18 protein-coding genes and 1 pseudogene are annotated in these 20,701 nt (G+C 34.8%); 6 read left to right on the top strand and 13 right to left on the bottom strand.

Annotated elements, in window-relative coordinates; translation table 11 throughout:
* Window positions 1–25 precede the first annotated feature (25 nt).
* From K5S59_RS13365 to K5S59_RS13355, 3 genes are all read right to left on the bottom strand, one after another.
* A complete protein-coding gene (locus K5S59_RS13365) occupies window positions 26–454 on the bottom strand; it encodes a hypothetical protein (RefSeq protein ID WP_120449486.1) in 429 nt (142 codons plus the stop codon).
* Window positions 455–458: 4 nt separating this feature from the next.
* A complete protein-coding gene (locus K5S59_RS13360; RefSeq protein WP_000301182.1) occupies window positions 459–659 on the bottom strand; it encodes a helix-turn-helix transcriptional regulator in 201 nt (66 codons plus the stop codon).
* Window positions 660–796: 137 nt separating this feature from the next.
* Entirely contained in the window at window positions 797–2,089 is a 1,293-nt protein-coding gene (locus K5S59_RS13355) for an NCS2 family permease (protein ID WP_120449484.1), read from the bottom strand.
* 280 nt (window positions 2,090–2,369) lie between these two features.
* Between K5S59_RS13355 and K5S59_RS13350 the strand changes: the two genes are divergently transcribed.
* Together K5S59_RS13350 and K5S59_RS13345 are read left to right on the top strand one after the other, a co-directional pair.
* On the top strand, window positions 2,370–3,761 hold the full coding sequence (locus tag K5S59_RS13350; protein ID WP_001187985.1) for an amino acid permease: 1,392 nt from the start codon (window positions 2,370–2,372) through the stop codon (window positions 3,759–3,761).
* 180 nt (window positions 3,762–3,941) lie between these two features.
* Window positions 3,942–5,489 carry a hypothetical protein gene (locus K5S59_RS13345; protein ID WP_000791521.1) on the top strand — a complete coding sequence of 516 codons (1,548 nt, stop codon included), beginning with the start codon at window positions 3,942–3,944 and terminating at the stop codon, window positions 5,487–5,489.
* A 35-nt stretch (window positions 5,490–5,524) separates the two neighbouring features.
* Here the strand turns inward: K5S59_RS13345 and K5S59_RS13340 are convergent, their stop codons facing one another.
* Together K5S59_RS13340 and brnQ1 are read right to left on the bottom strand one after the other, a co-directional pair.
* The gene (locus tag K5S59_RS13340; protein WP_000656752.1) at window positions 5,525–7,246 is read right to left on the bottom strand and encodes a DUF2339 domain-containing protein; all 1,722 of its coding nucleotides are present in this window, start codon (window positions 7,244–7,246) and stop codon (window positions 5,525–5,527) included.
* 134 nt (window positions 7,247–7,380) lie between these two features.
* The gene (gene brnQ1, locus K5S59_RS13335; RefSeq protein ID WP_098258540.1) at window positions 7,381–8,682 is read right to left on the bottom strand and encodes a branched-chain amino acid transport system II carrier protein BrnQ1; all 1,302 of its coding nucleotides are present in this window, start codon (window positions 8,680–8,682) and stop codon (window positions 7,381–7,383) included.
* Window positions 8,683–8,934: 252 nt separating this feature from the next.
* Between brnQ1 and K5S59_RS13330 the strand changes: the two genes are divergently transcribed.
* Window positions 8,935–10,320 carry a peptide MFS transporter gene (locus K5S59_RS13330; protein WP_000443150.1) on the top strand — a complete coding sequence of 462 codons (1,386 nt, stop codon included), beginning with the start codon at window positions 8,935–8,937 and terminating at the stop codon, window positions 10,318–10,320.
* Between the two features lie 29 nt (window positions 10,321–10,349).
* On the opposite strand, the gene K5S59_RS13325 is transcribed toward K5S59_RS13330, so the two are convergent.
* The 5 genes from K5S59_RS13325 to K5S59_RS13305 all read right to left on the bottom strand — a co-directional run bounded on the left by K5S59_RS13325 (window position 10,350) and on the right by K5S59_RS13305 (window position 14,413).
* On the bottom strand, window positions 10,350–11,453 hold the full coding sequence (locus K5S59_RS13325; protein ID WP_120449482.1) for a YHYH domain-containing protein: 1,104 nt from the start codon (window positions 11,451–11,453) through the stop codon (window positions 10,350–10,352).
* Window positions 11,454–11,592: 139 nt separating this feature from the next.
* Window positions 11,593–12,225 carry a class A sortase gene (locus tag K5S59_RS13320; protein ID WP_098258538.1) on the bottom strand — a complete coding sequence of 211 codons (633 nt, stop codon included), beginning with the start codon at window positions 12,223–12,225 and terminating at the stop codon, window positions 11,593–11,595.
* Between the two features lie 116 nt (window positions 12,226–12,341).
* Entirely contained in the window at window positions 12,342–12,815 is a 474-nt protein-coding gene (locus K5S59_RS13315) for a DUF2178 domain-containing protein (protein WP_001079697.1), read from the bottom strand.
* Entirely contained in the window at window positions 12,808–13,026 is a 219-nt protein-coding gene (locus K5S59_RS13310) for a helix-turn-helix transcriptional regulator (protein ID WP_000154007.1), read from the bottom strand. Before K5S59_RS13310 ends, K5S59_RS13315 begins: the two co-directional genes overlap by 8 nt.
* A 112-nt stretch (window positions 13,027–13,138) precedes the next feature.
* Window positions 13,139–14,413: a 3D domain-containing protein gene (locus K5S59_RS13305; RefSeq protein WP_001105806.1), complete on the bottom strand. Its 1,275-nt coding sequence runs from the start codon at window positions 14,411–14,413 to the stop codon at window positions 13,139–13,141.
* Between the two features lie 646 nt (window positions 14,414–15,059).
* On the opposite strand from K5S59_RS13305, the pseudogene K5S59_RS30700 reads away from it, so the two are divergent.
* Both K5S59_RS30700 and K5S59_RS13295 read left to right on the top strand, forming a co-directional pair.
* A pseudogene (locus tag K5S59_RS30700) lies at window positions 15,060–15,578 on the top strand (methyl-accepting chemotaxis protein); the annotation flags it as partial.
* A gap of 132 nt (window positions 15,579–15,710) precedes the next feature.
* Window positions 15,711–16,523: an undecaprenyl-diphosphate phosphatase gene (locus tag K5S59_RS13295; RefSeq protein WP_000434542.1), complete on the top strand. Its 813-nt coding sequence runs from the start codon at window positions 15,711–15,713 to the stop codon at window positions 16,521–16,523.
* 117 nt (window positions 16,524–16,640) lie between these two features.
* On the opposite strand, the gene K5S59_RS13290 is transcribed toward K5S59_RS13295, so the two are convergent.
* Entirely contained in the window at window positions 16,641–16,844 is a 204-nt protein-coding gene (locus tag K5S59_RS13290) for a hypothetical protein (RefSeq protein ID WP_001268328.1), read from the bottom strand.
* Between the two features lie 172 nt (window positions 16,845–17,016).
* Between K5S59_RS13290 and K5S59_RS13285 the strand changes: the two genes are divergently transcribed.
* Window positions 17,017–18,168 carry a VanZ family protein gene (locus tag K5S59_RS13285; protein WP_000128010.1) on the top strand — a complete coding sequence of 384 codons (1,152 nt, stop codon included), beginning with the start codon at window positions 17,017–17,019 and terminating at the stop codon, window positions 18,166–18,168.
* Window positions 18,169–18,175: 7 nt separating this feature from the next.
* On the opposite strand, the gene K5S59_RS13280 is transcribed toward K5S59_RS13285, so the two are convergent.
* Both K5S59_RS13280 and K5S59_RS13275 read right to left on the bottom strand, forming a co-directional pair.
* Window positions 18,176–19,489 (bottom strand): D-arabinono-1,4-lactone oxidase, encoded by a 1,314-nt coding sequence (locus K5S59_RS13280; RefSeq protein WP_000948933.1) that lies wholly within the window; start codon window positions 19,487–19,489, stop codon window positions 18,176–18,178.
* Entirely contained in the window at window positions 19,477–20,649 is a 1,173-nt protein-coding gene (locus K5S59_RS13275; protein ID WP_000373768.1) for an amino acid deaminase/aldolase, read from the bottom strand. Before K5S59_RS13275 ends, K5S59_RS13280 begins: the two co-directional genes overlap by 13 nt.
* Window positions 20,650–20,701: the final 52 nt, after the last annotated feature.

The following is a 20,701-nucleotide window of genomic DNA, read 5'->3' as shown; positions in this document are numbered from 1 at the left end:
AATACGGGAAAGCTTTTCTTATATTTCATTCTTCACTTTTTATTCTCTTCATATATATGTATATAAACAAACTAGGCACTAAAAAACACGCAAACATAATAAGTCCTGTCATACTAATTTCCTTCATCGAAATATCCGGTGTTACAACGATACAAATGGCTAAAATACCAATAATAATACCTACCGGAATAAATAATAACTTCATAAAATAACTACGTGATACTCCGCCCGTATGCTCATACACTTCCACTAAATTTTTCAAGTTTAAAAAGTTTATAACTACTATCCCGCACATAAATACCATTAACAAATCCGAAACACTTTCATACCCTGCACCTTGCAAAACGTAGCGATAAAAAACAATACCTAGTATGACAATATTTTGTAAGATGAAAACGAGTCTAATATGTTTTAGCCCCTCAATCATTAAGCGTTCATCTTTCATGATTCTCATCCTCTCACTCCTTTTCCTCCCAAAATAAATCATTCAAAGTTTTATCTACTGCATAACAAATTTTTAAACATAAATCTAAAGATGGGTTGTATTTCCCCTTCTCAATTAAACTAATCGTTTGCCTTGTAACGCCTACTTTTTCTGCTAATTGTTGCTGTGTTAAATCTAACTGAACACGCGCGACTTTTATTTTACTTACAGCCATTCATGTTCCTCCTCTATTTATATAGTAACATATATATTCCATTAAGTAATTTATATTTTGCATGACTGATTATAGTTTCACTTTATTATACACAAAAAAGGGGCCTCTCATAAGAAGCCCCCTCTCCTATATCTGTATTATAAGAATAAATGACATCCAAATAAAATTGTAAATAAGTAGAGTAGCGGATGTACTTCCAGCCCTTTCCCCTTCACAATTTTTAAGACTGGATACACTAGAAATCCAATTGCAATTCCATTCGCAATACTAGACGTTAACGGAATACCAACGAAAATTAAAAATGCTGGTAACGCATCATCAAATTCATTCCAATTAATATCACGAAGACTTTGCGCCATTAAACTACCTACAATAATTAATGAAGGAGCTGTAATAGCGGCTACGCTTGATAAAGAAGCAATGACAGGGCTGAAGAATGCCGTTATAATCGTTAGACCGACTACTACAATACCTGTTAATCCTGTTTTACCACCCGCAGCAATACCAGCTGACGATTCAATCGTCGCTGCTGTTGGGCTTGTCCCAAAGATAGAGCCTGTAGTCCCACCAATTGCATCCGCAATAAACGCTTTACCAAAACGCTTCTCTGTATTATCTGTAATTAAACCTGCTTGTTTAATTAAACCGAGTAATGCACCTGTTGTATCAAATAACAGTACAAGTAAAAATGAAAATACAACACCGTATAATCCGTATTCAATTACATCTGAAAAGGCGTTGATTGGATTTGAAACGATAATTCCCTCTGGTAAATGAGGCATCGCAACAATTTTATCCGTAAACTTCAGTTGCCCGGTAAAGAAGGCTATAATTCCTGTCACAATCATACTAATAAATAATGCACCGCTCACACGTAATGCCATTAATACCGCCGCTAAAATCAAACCAATTAAAGTTAAAATAACGGCTGGAGAATGGAAATCACCAATCGTAACTAAATTAGATGGATGATCAACGATAATTCCAGATAGACGTAATCCAATAAAAGCAATAAATAACCCAATCCCACCTGCAATTGCATGTTTTAAACTGTCAGGAATTGCGACGATTAGCTTTTGCCTAAATGAAGTGAAAGATAATAAAAGAAAAATGATACCTGTTACAAATACTGCTGAAAACGCAATGACATATGTAATCCCCTCTGCCTGTTGAACAACAGAATAAGCAAAATACGCATTCATTCCCATAGCTGGAGCAATAACAATTGGATAGTTAGCTAAAAACGACATACATAGCGTCCCTACAACAGTCGCAATAATAGTTGCCGTAAAAGCTTGATCAAATGGTACACCTGCATCAGATAATATTTTCGGATTGATGACAAGAATATACGCAAATGTAAAAAAAGTTGTGATGCCAGCTAAAAGCTCTTGCTTCACAGAAGTGTTATATTTTTGTAATTGAAACATTGTTATGTACCCTTCCTACATCTGAATTATTATCACACATTCTTTTCTTACTAGTATGTGAGAAAATATAATACTTAATCTTAACAATCAATAAAAAGAAGAGTCAATATATTCGCTAATAGTTCGAATTTTAAGTTTAAGTCTGACAAGTATAGATGTATTACAGTTAACTATGTTTATTTTTGTAGCATAACAGATAGAAATGTTTTATAATTTGAAATAGTTAAATATTTAGTAAACGCATTCAAATATCGTTCACTCTACAAGGGGGATTCTTCTTATGCAGCAAACAAACAAATCTGGAACTTTAAACCGCGGTTTAAAAGAACGACATATTACTTTAATGTCACTCGGTTCAGCTATTGGCGTTGGACTATTTTTAGGATCCGCTTCTGCTATTAAGCTAGCTGGCCCTTCTATTCTACTAGGCTATATGATTGCTGGACTCGTTATTTTTTTCATTATGCGAGCACTCGGAGAAATGGCAATTGAACAACCTGTTGCCGGTTCTTTTAGTAAATATGCTTATGATTACCTTGGACCGCTAGCTGGCTATATTACCGGTTGGAACTACTGGTTCTTATGGGTTGTGACTTGTATGGCTGAAATTACAGCAGCTGGCATTTACATGCAATACTGGTTCCCTGATATCCCGCGTTGGACTTGGGCTTTACTCGCTCTATTATTAATGAGTGCCTTCAACTTTTTATCCGTAAAAGTATTTGGAGAACTTGAATTTTGGTTTGCTCTCATCAAAATTGTCACAATTATCTGTATGATAGTAGTTGGGGCTGGTATTATTTTATTCGGATTCGGAAACGGCGGTATCGCTACCGGCATTTCTAATCTTTGGTCACATGGTGGCTGGTTCCCAAATGGTTTTTCTGGGTTACTACTCTCCATGCAAATGGTGTTATTCGCTTATTTAGGCGTTGAATTAATTGGGGTTACAGCGGGTGAAGCGCAAAATCCGAAAAAAACACTCGCAAAAGCAATCGATAACGTATTTTGGAGAATATTACTGTTCTACGTTGGGGCTCTATTCGTTATGATGGCAATTTATCCATGGAACGAACTTGGTGAGAAAGGAAGTCCATTCGTATTAACATTCCAGCAAATCGGTATCGCAAAAGCAGCAGGGATTATTAACTTTGTCGTATTAACAGCAGCTCTTTCTTCTTGTAATGGTGGTTTATTTAGTACAGGCCGTATGTTGTTTACATTAGCTCAGCAGAAAAAAGCTCCTGAAAGATTCGGTCGTTTAAATAAAAACGGTATTCCAAGTCAAGGAATTGTAGCAACAGCTACCGTCTTACTCGTTGGTGTTATATTAAACTATCTTGTGCCCGCAAAAGTATTTACATGGCTCACTAGTATTTCAACTTTCGGAGCAATTTGGACTTGGGGCATTATATTAGTCGCTCAAATCAAGTTCCGTAAAAGTCTACCTGCGCAAAACAAACAAAAGTTATCGTATAAAATGCCTTTATACCCAATAAGTTCATACTTCTCACTCGCTTTCCTTGCACTAGTCTTATGTATAATGGCGTATTCAGAAGATACAAGAATTGCATTGATTGTTGGCCCAATTTGGCTTATTGGTTTAGCTATCGTGTATTACATGAAAGGTTTTCATAAAATTGATGAAACACCTAATTCAAAAATTAGTTAAGCAAAACATCCCTTCCTTATTACTTGGAAGGGATGTTTTATATCTATATAAATATTTCTCAACAAAATTCACGGTATTTTTACAAATTTTTAATATTTTTTATGTTTTCCGTCTTTATTTTTACAGAAAAATAAATTACATTATTAAAGCACATATATTTATTATTAGGGGGATTCTTCTATGAAGAATAAAAAATGGATTACATTTTCTTTAGCAACAGCAATTACACTAAGTATAGGGACTTCGTTCATACCGTCTACTTATGCAGAAAGCTCTGTAGACCCAGCTCCTGAAATTGCTGCAAAAGTTGTAAATCAAAACAATGGGAAAAAAGTATTATTCGATAATACACACGGTCAAACTGCCGGAACCGCTGACTGGGTTATTGATGGTGGCTTTTCTGATTTCGGAAACGGTATTGCTCAAAATGGCTATCATGTAAAAGAACTACGTAAATCAACACCAATTACATACGAAGATTTAAAAGACTACAATGTGTTTATCGTTCCAGAAGCAAATATTCCTTACAAAAAATCTGAACAAGATGCTATGTTACAATACGTGAAAAATGGCGGTAGTATCTTCTTCATTGCCGATCATTATAATGCAGATCGTAATAAAAATCGTTGGGACTCTTCTGAAGTATTTAACGGATATAGACGCGGCGCTTGGGATAATCCTGCAAAAGGAATGTCTACTGAGGAAGTAAACTCACAAGCTATGCAAGGAGTAGAAAGCTCTGATTGGCTATCTGACAACTTCGGTATTCGCTTCCGTTACAATGCAATCGGTGATGTTTCCGCTAAAAATATTGTGTCACCTGAACAATCGTTTGGAATTACAAAAGGTGTTTCATCTGTAGCAATGCACGCTGGTTCAACTCTAGCAATTACAAATCCAAAACTAGCAAAAGGACTTGTTTACCTTCCAGAAAACCCGTCAAAATGGAATAACGCTGTTGATAGCGGTGTTTATAACGGCGGTGGTGTTGCAGAGGGTCCTTATGCTGCTATCGCTAAAGTAGGACTTGGAAAAGCTGCCTTTATCGGTGACTCTTCTCCTGTTGAGGATGCATCACCAAAATACGTTCGTGAAGATTCTGGCCAAACAAAGAAAACTTACGATGGTTATAAAGAAGAAAACGATGCTATCTTACTAGAAAACATCGTAAATTGGCTATCGAATAAAGAAACATTTACAAGTTTAGATCAAGTAAATGGTTTACAACTTGATCTACCTACCACTTTACAAACATTTGAACAACCAAGCTTATCAACTGAGCCACAACCTGAACCTTGGAGTGCACCAAATGCAGGTTATCAATGGTTTAATACAAATACTTTCAAACCAGGTTCATACGGTTATAACGGTGCCGTAACAGCAAACGACTACGTAGTTACACACCCTAGCACTCTACCAAACAATGAAGTGTTCCAAATCAAAATCCAAGTAAATAACTTATTACCAAACACAACATACACTAATTACTCTTTAGGTATATTCACTACTGGCGGTACACAAGTAGCAAAAGTTCAAAATACAAATGGCACTTGGCCATCTGCTTTTGGATATAGCAGTGCGTTCTCTTTCACAACAAACAGCTTAGGTTCTGCTGAGAAGATTGTAAATGTACAAATCAATCCAAATACGACTGGACAAGCAACGCTTCGTCTACGCCAAAATACGACAGCGAAATACAGTGAAGCTGTAACAATTGATAAGAAATAATGAAAAAGGCAATCCGCATACGGATTGCCTTCTTTTTATTTCTCTTCTTTTGAGAAAAACATCCTTGAAATAACGATACCTATACTACCTACTATTAAGAATAACACTGCCCTGATCATCATCGATACTTCTGGTAAGTCCAGAAGGAATAGCTTCCCTATCGTTACGACTAACACGACTAAGCCGGCATACAATATTTCATTCATATTTTTATTCCGTCCAAGCCAAACGGCAAATAATGCATATATCATCCATAATAATGATACTGATACGCTTATTATACTCCCATCTGTAGAAAGCACTTCACCGACTCTAGTAATTGCAATAAATACGATAACCATAAACCAATAGAGTGCTATAGAATAAACATATTTTCCAAAGCCCCTTAACACATCTTTCGCTTGTTTCATGCAGTAATAAAATGTACCTATTAAAATAATATGAGCAACAAACCCAGATGAAATGAAATGATCAAATGGACTAAAAATAGTCTGTATCATTCCAATCGCGTAAATCGTCGCACTAACATACAATTTTATTTGTTGTTTTACTTTAATAGCAGTCACCATACCGAGGAAACCTTGTAATAATAATACAATTGCTGCATTCACTAAACTATACTCATACAAAATCGCTAAACTAAATGCACCCATTGCGAAACCAAATAAAAGATTTGTAAATGTAGAGTGTCTATTCTTCCTATATTCAAACACGAACATAGTAGCGTGTACGAGTGCACTAATTATTAATCCCCATGTTGTAAATTCCGGTATTTTTGAAATGGCTAATATAAAGAAAACTGCATTCGCACTAAATATCGCCAAACGTGGCTCTAATATAAAACTTCTCTCCGTAAACATATGCCAAAATAATAGTAAGTGAATCAAACCATAAACAACCGTTAGCTGTACTTGTAAATCCTTTACTAACATTGACATAATAGCAAAGAAGACGAAAAGCACAATAGCAGCAACAGCATAAGAAATCATATATAAATACTGATAACGATTTTTCAACGCATACCATAACAAACTAAGTGTTAGTATCGTCTCATATCCAAAGAAAATATAAGGATTAGGAGTCGTACTATTTAATAAGAATGGTACGAAGAAAGCTCCTACCGCTACGAAGATAGTAAGATATTCCGATTGATATCTCCTCGCTACATAAATACCTAAAATGACCCATGCAATATTACATACAAATGCAACACTTGCTGGAATAAATCCATATAAATAATGTGCCGCAAATGTCGTTAAAACTATACCCGTTATACTTCCTCCTGCTAATACTAATCCTAACGCTTGCCGCTCTCGTTTTATTTGAATATCCCCTATATAATAAAAACCGATTGATAGGACAATACCAAACACAATTCGTATTGCTGGTGTTAATAATCCGGCATCTACCCCTGCTTTAAATAACCAGATTACTCCAAGTAACATAATGCCAACAAATATGCGTGGTAACCAAGTTTGGCAAAACTTAATAATATTAAATGGTTCTGGTTTAAAAGCAGATATATCTACTTGTTTTATCTCACGTTCTTGCACCGGCTCTTTTATTGTAACTACTTCTTCTTTTGGTTTTTCCTCTACCACCGTTTCAATATATTCTTTCTTTTCCTTCCTCACATGTTGCTGAGCATTTTCTACTTCTCTTTCTCTTTGTTTTGCTTTCAATTCAAAAAGTGCTTCTTGCATCGTTTCAATTGTCGTTTCCAGTGCTTCTATTTTCTTATTTAAATCCTCCTTCATACGCTCCCCCCTCACCATTCATTCGAAACCTATATATTACCAATTATCTTTATCATACTCTTAGTCTATTCATTTTCAATACCATTTTTCCCAAAAAAGAAAGGTGTTTTCCGAAATAGGAAAACACCTCTTACTTATTTCTTCTTATTGAAAACAATACTCACAATAACACCAATACAAGCACCTATAATAGCCGGAACAATCCATCCTACACCTTCTGTATAAAACGGAATGTATTTCAATACTAGTGTCCACTGATTCATCATCACATTTTTATTGAAAATATCGATCGCACTAAATACCGCTACAATCCCAACTGTTACTGCATATACGTATGCATACTTTCCAATATACTTATGAAATAACCCTAAAATAATAAGCGTCAATGCAACTGGATAAATAAATCCAAGAATCGGTACTGATACTTTTAAAATTTGTGTTAATCCTAAATTAGCTAAAATCATACTAACAAAACTTAATATAAATGCCCAAACTTTATAAGTTACTTTCGGAAATGCGCTTGCGAAAAATTGACTACAAGATGTAACAAGTCCAATTGAAACACATAAACACGCGATCGTAAAAATAAGACCTAATAAAACGACTCCACCTTGTCCAAATAACGTCGTCATCACTTGTGCTAATACGTTCGCCCCATTATCAAATGTACCTAACGAACCACTAATTGAACCAACATATCCAAGTATGACATAAATAATAGATAATAATAGTCCTGCACCAATTCCAGCAATACTCATATATTTCGCTAAATCTTTATCATCTTCAATACCTTTTGCACGTAAAGCATTTGCAATAACAATCCCAAAAATTAAAGCTGCTAATGCATCCATCGTTAAGTATCCATCTAAAAACCCTTGGAACATAGGAGCTTGTCCATAGTTTCCAGCAGCCTCTTTTACATTACCTACTGATGTAAACATGCTCTTTATAAAGATAAGGGCAATCATACCTAATAATAATGGTGTTAAAACCTTTCCGAACAACCCCATTAATTTAGACGGTGATAAACTTAACCAGTACACAATACTAAAGAAAATAACCGTGTAACATAATAAAACTATACTTCCTGATTCTGTGAAGAACTGACCTGGTCCCATTTCAAACGCTAAACTTCCTGCACGTGGTATACCAAGACCTGGTCCAATAAATAAATACACGATACACGGAAAAATAATGGCGAATGAAGAATGAACTCTACCCGCTAGCGTTTGAAAACTTCCTGCTTTTGCAATCGCAATAACGCCCAATATAGGAAGACCTGTTGCTGATATAATAAATCCTATTAATGAAACCCACACATGTTCTCCTGCTTCATATCCAAGGAAAGGTGGGAATATAAGATTTCCCGCTCCAAAGAACATCGAGAATAACATAAGACTAATAAGTAAAATTTCTTTTTTCTGTAACAATTTCATTTCTTTCTCCTTCTTTAATTCCATCTTTTATGAAATCAATTTCACATATAAAAAAGTGCAATAACCCGCTTCCTTACAAAGAAAACATAGTCCATAGTCTATCACAAAAGAAATACCCATTCTATAGCTATGTCCCTTTTCCAATTTCTTCTGAAAAATCAACCTTTATTGACTTATAATAGTTAATAAGGTAAAATATTAAATGTACAAAATTATTAACTTTGTTTTTGTTTGTGTCAGGAGGAAAATAACATGGAATCAGCGATACAACTAGAAAGAGAACAACAAAGAAAAAAGAAACATCCTCCAGGTTTATACTTACTCTTCTTTACAGAAATGTGGGAAAGATTTAGTTACTATGGATTACGAGGATTATTAACATTATATTTAACGACAGCTTTAGTAAGCGGTGGTCTTGGGTTTAGTCCCGCATGGGCACTCTCCATTTACGGATTTTATACTGGAGCCTGTTATTTCACACCAATGATTGGTGGATACTTAACAGACCGGTTCCTAGGTAGACGAAAAGCCATCACAATTGGTGGTATAACAATGGCAATCGGTAACCTTACACTATTTGCCATGCAAAACCAATTAGGCCTATACCTCGGATTAGCGCTTATTATTATCGGTAACGGATTCTTCAAACCGAATATCTCTACACTTGTTGGAGAATTATACGAAGAGAACGATCCAAAACGTGATAGTGCATTTACCATTTTCTATATGGGTATTAACGTCGGATCATTTTTAGCTCCACTCGTTTGCGGATTTTTATCAGAAAATTTATTCAAAACGACGGTTGATGGCGTTGTACATTACGGATTCCGTTACGGATTCTTAGCCGCTTCGATCGGAATGATCATTGGACAAATTTTATTTACAACACTATCAAATCGCTTCCTTGGTGATATCGGTAAAAAACCAACTCGCGATTTACAAACAACAGATGGACAACCATCAGTAGGAGATACACCGTTAACAAAAAAAGAAAAGCAGCGTACTGCAGTTATCGTCATTTTAACATGCTTCGTTGTCTTCTTCTGGGCTGGCTTTGAACAAGCTGGTAGCTCATTAACATTATATACAAACAAATTTGTAGACCGCTCTGTGTTCGGATGGGAAGTTCCAACATCTTGGTTCCAATCGGTCAATCCATTATTTATTATTTTACTTGCTCCAGTCATTTCAGCATTATGGGCAAAACTTGCAACTCGCAAGCGCGGGGATTTAAAAATCCCAACAAAAATGGGACTTGGTATGATCTTGCTCGGTATCGGTTATATCATTCTCGTTATCGCTACATTAAAAACAGGTAGCGATGAACATAACATTACAGAAAAAGCAAACTTACTATTTATCGTCTTTACGTATCTTTTTCATACGTTAGGTGAGCTATTCTTATCGCCTGTTGGACTATCAATGGTTAGTGCACTTGCCCCAGTAAAACTTGCTTCCTTATTAATGGGAGTATGGTTAGCAAGCTCAGGAATCGCCAACATTTTAGGTGGACAACTGGCAAGCTTCACAACTTCACTTGGATATGCTGAAGTATTTACCGTAATCGGAGCTGTAGCAATTGTATTAGGTTGTGTTTTATTACTAATTTCTAAGAAATTAGTGAAATGGATGGATTAAAAAAGATGAGGGATTTCCCTCATCTTTTTTTATGCACTCTTACCTTTTTCTATCGCTTGTACGTACAGCTCTTTATGTTCTTTATATTCACTCGGCACAAAATTCTTATAGAAGAATGCAAGCCAACTATCTCCTTTTTTATATCCTTCTTCTCTAATTTCTCCTGCTTTTTTATTTGATTTAAATCCTTCAATAAACCATTTCTTTAACGATTCATTTTTTTCATACTTAGCAGGAACTTTCCAATCATAGTTTTCAAATGCATACTTGTAGCCAGCCTTTTCTACTGCTTTTTTTGTAGACTTATAACCCTTTTCATAAGCTGTTTCATACGCCTTCACGTACACATCTTTCTCTCTATTTCCAGGGTCCTTTCCAGCTAGTTCCTTACCTGCCTTTTCCCCTAGTTCAGCTTGCTCTTTTTCAATTTTTTCTGTTCTTTCTTTATTCCCTACTTGGAAACCTTCTGCAAAGTTCGGCTTAAACTCCGGAGCAATTTGACTATCTTCCATCGTCTCTTGTGCTAAACCTTGCTCTTTTCCTTTTTCAAAATACGTTTTCTTCTGCTCTTCTAAAGACCAAGATGCAGCATAAGCAATTTTGAATGCTTCTTTATATGTATCTGATTTTCCAGCTAAATGTGATTCCGCATCATTTTTCCCTGCTTTAAAATCAGTCTCTCCACTTTTTTGTCCCTCAAGCTGCCCTTTTTCCATATCAGCTTGACGCTGTGCTTCCTCTCGCTTACGTGCCTCTTCAGCTACACGTTGTCTCTCTTCCTCTGCTTTTCTTTGTTCCTCCGCTACACGTTGTCTCTCTTCTTCAGCTTGACGCTGCGCCTCTGCGGCACGTTGTTTTTCAGCCTCAGCATTGCGCTGCGCTTCCGCTTGTCTTTCAGCTTCTACAGCACCATTATTGTTTTGACTAGGAGCTGGACTCGTTGCACCACTACTAGAAGCTGGTTTATTGTGATAATGATATTCCCCGTACTGCAATCCCCATTTTTCACAATTTGTACGACACGTATGTCCCCCATTAGCATCTGTACGTCCTGGATGCGCATAGGCTGAAATTGGAGCTATCAATAACGCTACACTTGTTGTTAAAAGAAGTTTCTTCAGCTGTTGTTTCACTCTTGTTCCTCCCAAAATCTTGAATTCTAACTTTATTATACATAAATAGAAAAATACTTAAATACCAACTAAAATATTCTATTATTTCTCAACATTAGTAAAAAAGAAGGTCAACTCTTTAAAGAGTTGACCTTCTTTTTTACTTTTTCGCCTTCGTTCCTAATAAATCACCAGCAACAACGTAACGCTTAGAATTATCCTTCACAGATACACATGTAATAAGCGTTATTTCATCTTTCCCATGATCCTCAACAACTTCCCACTTATCAGGCGTTACTTCAGATACAGCAGTAACCGCATATTCATATTCGTTTTCATTATCATACAAATAAATTTTGTCGCCTTTTTTTAAAGAGGCTACATCACTAAATAAAACACCTTTTTTAGACATGTTATGTCCTGCTAATGCATAATTCCCTTTTCCCATTACTTGATTTTCTTTTACTGTTGCTGCACCTGATAATAGGTTTTTCTCAGTAGAAGATTTTAAAACAGGAAGTTCTAATGAAACACTCGGGATCGAAATACGACCAATTACTTGTTTCTTATCTAATGATGCATTCGCTACTTCTGCCAAGTCTGGTTGATCAATTTTCGAAGCATCTACAAATTCCGTCTCATGTTTTTCATAATCCATTTTTTGAACAGCCTGTACATTTTCAGTCTGTTTCTTTTCAGCCTGATATCCATCATAAAATGGCTTTCCGATTAACACACCACCTACAACAAATAGAAGGATTGCTACTATACTATAAATTCTTTGCTTATTCATATACAATTCCTTTCCCTTACAAAATCTTACTCTATATAAAATGATAAGATAATATTGCTATATGTACAAGTGTAAGCTGAAAAGAAACCTTCTTGCCGATGCAAGAAGGTTTCTTTTTAAGCTAATTTATTTCTGTATAGTGATACGTGGAATACTGTCATTTGAATAAAGAAAATAGAAAATAGAATATACAATGGGTATCCAGGAAGATATTCATTAATAATAGGCGAAAAAGTTAAAAATCCAACTGCACAAGGTAACACAAACCATAACGATACAAATGTTGTTCGACAAGCTTTATCCGTAATGGCTTTTTCACGTTCATCTTCTAGTGGAAATAATAATGGATACATCCAAAAAGATAAATTCTTGTACTTTTTCTTTTGAATTCTATAAAAAATTGTAACTATAATAGCTCCAATAAATAATAAAATGAATGGCACTCCATTAAACCATACTTCAAATGGGAATCTCTCGTTTTTAATTATATCTGCCAACTCTGTAATAACACTATAAAATTCAACAAATGTCCAGCATGCTAAAGCAGTATAAAGCACATTTATAATATAAGAAAAACCAATCCTATTCATCCTCTTCCCCCTCCTTATTTAAAACAAACACATCTTCCATCTTTAACTGAAATACATCGCAAATCATAAGCGCTAATAATAATGAAGGAACATAATCCCCTTTTTCAATTGCAGCAATCGTTTGTCTCGTCACTCCAACCTTTTCTGCTAATACACTTTGCGAAAAATTAAACCGAGCTCTTAATTCCTTCACTCTATTTAAAATGGTCAAATTTACCACCTCTCATTTATATTGTATGCTAACCTTAACAAAATGTAAACTCTACTTAACATTAGTTTCATAAAAAAATCCAACTTTACATATTGTAAAGTTGGATTACATGTTAGTTTAAAATTGTAACTTTAACTGTTCTTCTGCCCCAGCTACTTGATGAACCTTTATCTGGCATTAAAACATCAATTCTGTGACCTTTAATAGCTCCGCCAGTGTCTGCTGCAATAGCAACTCCATACCCGTCAACCTTTACAGTAGAGCCTAATGGAATAACAGCTGGATCAACCGCAATTAATTTCATTCCTGGGTTTGCAGTTAAATTATAACCTTTACCACCTGGTCCCCATGCAGAAAATACTTGTTGACCTGGCGCATAACCATTTTCAGCTGGATCCGCTGTATAAGCTGTAGCTTCTACATAGATCTCTCTTCCACCAGCAGTTGGCTTCGAAGGCTGTTCAGGTTCTACCTTCGAATTATTATTAGCAACTGGTTCGGCTGGTTTACTAGCTTGTTCTTGCTTTTTCTTTTCAGCAATTTCTGCTTGTGCTTTTACTAAAGCTTCTTGCTCTGCTTTTGCAGCCGCTTCTGCTTTTGCACGCTCTTCCGCTGCAATTCTTGCTGCTTCTTGCTCACGAGCAATCGTTTCTTGCACTGCCTTCATGTTTGATTCGATTTTAGCTTTTTCTTCTGCAGCTAAATTAAGTTGGCTTGCAACCTGATTATATTTAGCTTGAACTGTTTGTAAGTTAGCTTGACGCTTTTTCAAGTTATCTTGCAGTTCAGCTTGTGCTTTTGCTAATTTTTGTTTGTCTACTACTAAAGATGCTTCTTTCTCGTCAATTGTTTTCTTATCTTCCTCAATTTGACGAAGGTCTTGTTCTTGTAGACGTAAAATCTCTTTATCAGCTTCTAGAATAGTAGAAACTGCGTTCATACGTTGTAGGAAATCAGCAAAGTTTTTTGACTCTACAACAACTTCTACTACTAAACTTGTATTTGAACTGTTTTGAACAGAAACCATACGTTTTCTCATAATGTCCTTGCGCGCAAGAACTTTATCTTCTAAAACGACAATCTCTTTCTTTTTTTGTTCAATCTGCTTATGTGTTTCATCAATTTTACGTTGAATAGCAGCTTGATCCTCTTTATTTTTTGCAATTGTATTATTTAAATTATGTAGTTCGTTTTCGATACCTTGAATTTCTTTATTAACAGCTTGCTTCTCTTGCTCTTTCTTTTGCATTTCTGCATCGTTTTGCTGCAATTGCTGTTGCATGTTGTTAAGTTTCTCGTCGTTTGACTCTGCTTTAACAGCGACTGTACTAGAAAGACCTATAATTCCTGCTAATACTAGACTACTGATTCGCTTAAAATAGTTCATAATCCGACTCCCTTCTTATACAGTTATACATGATTTATTTTACAGTTTGTTTACAATATCATTAAATACAGTTTATTTTTCATGACGAAAAAAAGGGAATTATGCATAAAATGTAATAGATTCTTAAATATTTAACAATTCCTATATTTAAAAATTATAAAAGATGCTAAAATCCAAATATAGAGAAAATATAACTTCTAAAGGCGGTTGAAATAAATATATGTTTACTCAAAAGAAATCACTCCAACATAAAATTGATCAATTAGAAAGTCGTATACAAGAACTAGAAGCAGAATTAAAACAAAAGGATATCGAACAACAAGAGACTATTTCTTCTATCCACGACCGTGTACAAAGCGTTGTTCAAGAACATAAACTTGTAAATAGCCAGCACCATACACTTCAAAATTTAGTTCAACGATTAAACTCATGTTTCGAAAATGTTTCAACGCGCACGACACATTCCAATGAATTGAATAACGAAATGTTACAAAAAGAACAAAGCTTAATTCAATCTATTGAAGAAATTATTGACTGTTCTAATGAAGGTAAAGAATCTGTTCACCGTTTACTTATTGTAATTAACAAATTAGGTGAACAATCTCAGCGTACGTCTAACAGTATGAATCATTTAAGTGAACGCTCAAAAGAAATCGAACAAATTGTAGAAGTCATTCAAAACATTGCAGCACAAACAAATTTACTTGCTTTAAATGCAAGTATTGAAGCCGCGCGTGCTGGAGAGCACGGTAAAGGATTCGCTGTCGTTGCTAATGAAGTAAGAAAACTAGCAGAAAGTACAGCGGAAAGTACAAAAAACATCGGCAACTTAACGAAAAAAATTCAAGAAGAAATTGAAAAAGCATACGATAATACAAAAGATAATTTACATTTAGTCGATGAAGGTGTAGAAATGAGTGCCGATACAAACGCTAGAATCGAAAATATTTTAATTATGATTCAAACGTTACAAAACGGTGCTACCAATGTTATTAAAGCTATCGAAAACCAAAAATCTTGTAATGATGATATATTACGAGAATTTGCTAATACACAACAAATGTTCCAAAAGTTAAATACTACTATTATGAATCACATTCATGATGCTGAGAAAGTCGATGTTCAATTAACGAAAAGTCTTGAAGAAACAGTAGTTTCTCATTAATAATAAAAATCCCTTATACTTTTATAAGGGATTTTTATTATATTTCGAATATTTATTTCTTCTCAATATTCATCTGTATCTTTGTTATAATGGACAAGTTATTTCTTTAGACTATTAAACAAGGAGGTTATTATGGAACAATTTCACTACATTTTAAAATATTTAATTCTTGGTCTGTTCCAAGGACTAACAGAACCCATTCCGATTTCTTCAAGCGGGCATCTCGTTTTAGCACAGCACTTGCTAGGACTAAAAATAGAAGGGTTTAGCTTCGAACTACTTGTTAATTCAGCTTCATTATTAGCTGTGTTACTTATTTATAGAAAGGACTTAATTCGTCTAACGAAGAATGGTCTATCTTATATCTTTACAAGAGCAGAGGACGCAAAATCAGATTTCTTCTTTATTATTTATCTTGTTGTTGCGACGATTCCAGCAGGTGTTATTGGTGTTTTATTTAAGGATTACATCGACCAGTACTTAAAAGGTGTGAAGATGGTTGGGATTTCCCTTCTTATTACCGCTGTCGGTCTCTGGATTATTAGAAATTTGCGTGGACGTAAAAATGATGGCGATCTTTCTATGAAAGATGCAATCATCGTCGGATTAGCACAAGCTTGCGCACTAATTCCTGGAATAAGCCGCTCAGGTGCAACAATTGTAGCGGCGATGTTACTTGGTATGAAGCAAGAAACAGCACTTCGTTTCTCATTCCTACTATATATCCCTGTTAGCTTAGGTGGCTTATTACTAAGTATTACAGACATTGCAAAAGATCCAAATCTAGACACACTATTCGTACCATATGTCGTTGCTTTTATCGCAACATTTATCATGACATATATTTCGTTAAAATGGTTTATGAACATTATGGCAAAAGGAAATTTAAAATATTTCTCTTTCTATTGTATTATCGTAGGTGTACTTACTCTTATTTTCTTATAAAGTGAAACTTACAAAGCGAAAAGCGAATCATTCTATTAAACTAGGAGGCATCGCTTTTTTATACCTTTATAATGATAAAGCCCCTCTTACTTTTTTGTGCAGTAAGGGGGGGCTCTTTTATGCGTATACTTTCTTTTCTTGACAATACAAACGAATAACATGTTTATTTTGTTGAAATACATCATGCGTTAGGCGGATAATAATAAAATTTCGTTTTGTTTGATCATCATGAACAAAAATCTGTTCTCCCTCCTGAAAATGCCATGCACTTTCAAAAGTTGTAATATGATCCCCACTTACAGAAAAAAGCTCATATCGCATATCTTGTACCCTCTCTCAACTAATGATAATCATAATATTCTTATATTAAATTTAGTATAACTTAATTCCATTGAAATTTGTAATTTTTTCTATTTCGAAATATTTTAATTTTGTTTTAAGGTTCTTTTAACGTTATAATGATAAACGAATTTTCATTGAAAGGAGCTTCATTTTGACTGCATATTTATTTCCAATAAAAACAGCATTTATTTTATTTCCTATTTTAGCGATGTTTCTATTAATCCCTTTTTTAATATTTAATTATCGCAAATATGGTTATTTGAATAAATGGCGTTCATTTATTTTATATTCACTATTACTCTATGTATTAAATGCTTATTTTCTTGTTATTTTACCTTTGCCACAAACATATGATACATGTAGCCTACAACCGGCTAATACACAACATATGCAACTCTCGCCATTTTATTTCATACAAGAGATTAGTAATCATACCTCGGCAATTTTAACGAAGCCAGCTACGTACTTCTATTTATTAAAGGAATCTGCGTTTTTACAAGTCGCTTTTAACGTTTTATTAACTGTTCCATTTGGTATGTACTTACGCTATTATTTCCGACGTAGTTTCTTACAAACAGCGTGCATTTCTTTTTGCCTTTCGCTGTTCTTTGAGTTAACACAAGTAACTGGATTATATGGTATTTATAATTGTGCCTATCGCTTATTTGATATTGACGATTTGTTTTTAAACACACTAGGCGGCGTAATTGGTTTTATCATTGCACCAATATTTACGTACTTCCTTCCGAAAACAAGCGAATTAGATATTCATATTGATTTAGAAACAAAACCAGTCGGATTTATTCGTCGTCTCATTGCTATGCAAATTGATTGGATTTTCTTATCTATCGTTGTACCGTTCATTAAAAACAAAGGGAATTCACTATTTATCGCTAACATCCAATCTTATACAAATGTATACGAACTCCTTTTCATTACATGTTCAGTCTTCATTTACTTTATTATCATTCCATACTTTACAAATGGAAGAACAATAGGAAAAGCATTGCTTCGGATTTACATTAAAGGCCAGGCAGAGCGTATTACACTAAAAGAATTATTCATCCGCTACGGTATATTCTATTTCATTTTAGGTGGAATCAATTATATTCTTTCGAGTAGCTCTATCTTAAATCTTAAAGAGCCTTTGGTATTAGTAGTTATATTATTATTCCAACTCGTAATTAACGGTCTATTTATTATTCATGTTTTATTACATGTATTTAGTCGTGATAAGTTACTATTTTACGAGCACATTAGTCACACAAGAAATGCGATCATACTAAAAAAAGCTGACAAGTAATACTTTGTCAGCTTTTTTTCATAATCGTAAATAATTTTTCTGTGTAAGGATTTGAAAACACTTCTGCTTCATCTAGTAACTTTCTCACCTTTAGAAACGAATGCATTTCCGGATATATATTTTGTAATTTTTCGTACGTTAACGTATGCATTTTCCCCCAATGCGGGCGCCCTTCATACTTTAGAAAAATTTTCTCCACCTCACCAAAATAAGCAGCATACTTCATACCTTTATACATATGAACAGCAATGTACGCTGAATCCCTTCCGTATGCTGGACTGAGCCATATATCATCACTTTTCACATAACGACATTCAATCGGAAAGTGTACTTTATACTTTTTCTTTTCAATAAGATTTGATATTTCTTCTACAACGACCTGCATATACTTTGACGGAACACTATACTCCATTTCATAAAATGGAACTGCACGAGATGTAGCAAATACTTCATAACTCGGACCAATTATTTTTGTATTCGGTACAGCTTTAGCTGATAATCGACTTACTCCTTTACTTATAGAAGGAAACCATTTACATCCTTTAGATAACAAAGAGAACATCTTATTTTCAAGCAACTCTACCTTGAGTTTATGCCATTTCAAATCACTTTTTTTACCCGTCGTTTCATTTGTAAATTTCACTTGTACTTCATCTGAATAAGGAAAAACGAAAAATTCAAAATGGCGATTTTTTTTATATTCTTCTAGCTTGTTCATTACAGTAGATAATGACTGTTTTTCACTTTTATAAACAAGTGAATAGGCTGGAATAACCTTCAATTTTATTTTTACAATGATACCTAACATTCCAAGCGATAACTGAAAGCCTCTCCAATATTCCACATTCTCAGTTTCCGAACAAACTATACTCTCACCTGTAGATAAAACTGCAGTAATCTCTATCACTTGTGTTGATAAACTTCCAAAGGTAATACCCGTTCCATGAGTCCCTGTACTAATCGCTCCTGCAATTGATTGTGAATCAATATCCCCTAAATTTTCTTGCGCATAACCTTTTTCTGCAAGTAACTTCCCTAAGTCATGTAGCTTTGTTCCTGCCCATACTTCGGCAACCATCTTCTCTTCATCAATATTCACAATACCTTTCAATTCATCTAAAGAAATTAAAATTTCTTCCGTCTGCACAAGAGGGGTAAACGAGTGTCCTGAACCGACAACGCGAATTTTCTTCCCTTCTTTTCGTGCAAGCTCTACAACTTCTACTACATCTTGTATACTTTCTGGATACATCGTATAATGCGGTGTTCCTTCTACATTCCCTGTCCAATTTCTCCATTTTTGTCCCTTTATAGAAAGCATTGGCCATCCCCCCGATATGTTGAATACTCCCCAACAATCTCTCCTTCTTTCACACGATATAAAAACGGAAACCGCTCACATAACTCTCCAGCTTTACTATGACGAAACAAGATAGCATCTCCTATCTCTACTCGTTCCTCACCGTTATAAAAAATTGGTGTTTGTACTTCACCAGCGCCTTCTAAAGCTAATAGTTTGGCATCATTTGGCCTCCAAATCTCAGGTTCTTTATCTTTCCCGATTGCGCCTGAGGCAATATATCCACCACCTAGACAAGTGTAAATAAACGGGGCTGGTTTACGCACAACTGGTAAAGCAAATCCGACAGCTGGATGAAATTGCACCTCTTTATAATAATCAAATAGCTTCGGAGCATAAAAAGCAGAGCCTATTGTAATCTCCGAAACTGCATTATCTTTCTCAGTTGTTTTTATGCTTCCTGTGCCTCCCCCATTTACAAACCTTAGTTCAATACCTAGTTTTTGGATTTCTTTTACGATATGTCCTCTTCTTCCTTTAACCTCTAACACCGATTTCTTCTTTAAGTACGAAATCACTTTACTTTTCACTCGTTGATTCGGTATGTGATCTCCTACCCCAGCAATTTGTGCTTCATATCCCATGACACCGTCTAGTATTAAAAATGATGATTCCTTCAATCTTTTTACTATTTTCAAAGCACCCTGCACATCTTTTACCGGTGATCTTTTGACCCCAAAATGAAGCTTAAAAAAACGACTACTCATATCAATATCTAAGCAAACACGAAAACATCCTTTAGACTTCTCAGCAATTTTTTCTAAATAAACAATATGATCTTCACAATCCACCATACAAGTTATAATGAGCCCTTGCTTTGTTAGCAAACTTATTTCATGTAACGCCCTATCATCATAAGCAGGATATCCGAGCAATAAATCATTGAATCCTTGTTCAATTAAAAACAAAACTTCCCTAGGTGAAAAACACATAATACCTTGAAAACAATCGTTTGCAGATAAAATCTTTTGCATAACCGGAACAGAACGTAACGATTTACTCGCTATACGAATCTTCTTATTCCCACTTAATTCTATAATCGATTGAATATTTCTATCTAAAGCCACTTCATCCAAAAATGCACACGGTAATGGAACCTCTTTAAAAATTCCTCGATCCACATTTTTCTCTCCTCTTTTCAATATGTCTTATACATATTGGAAAGAAAGTTGA

This window comes from Bacillus sp. BML-BC051, from assembly GCF_019656175.1.
GTDB lineage: Bacteria > Bacillota > Bacilli > Bacillales > Bacillaceae_G > Bacillus_A > Bacillus_A mobilis.
The sequence above is the reverse complement of the archived record's forward strand: the minus strand, read 5'-3'. Positions and strand labels throughout refer to the sequence as shown.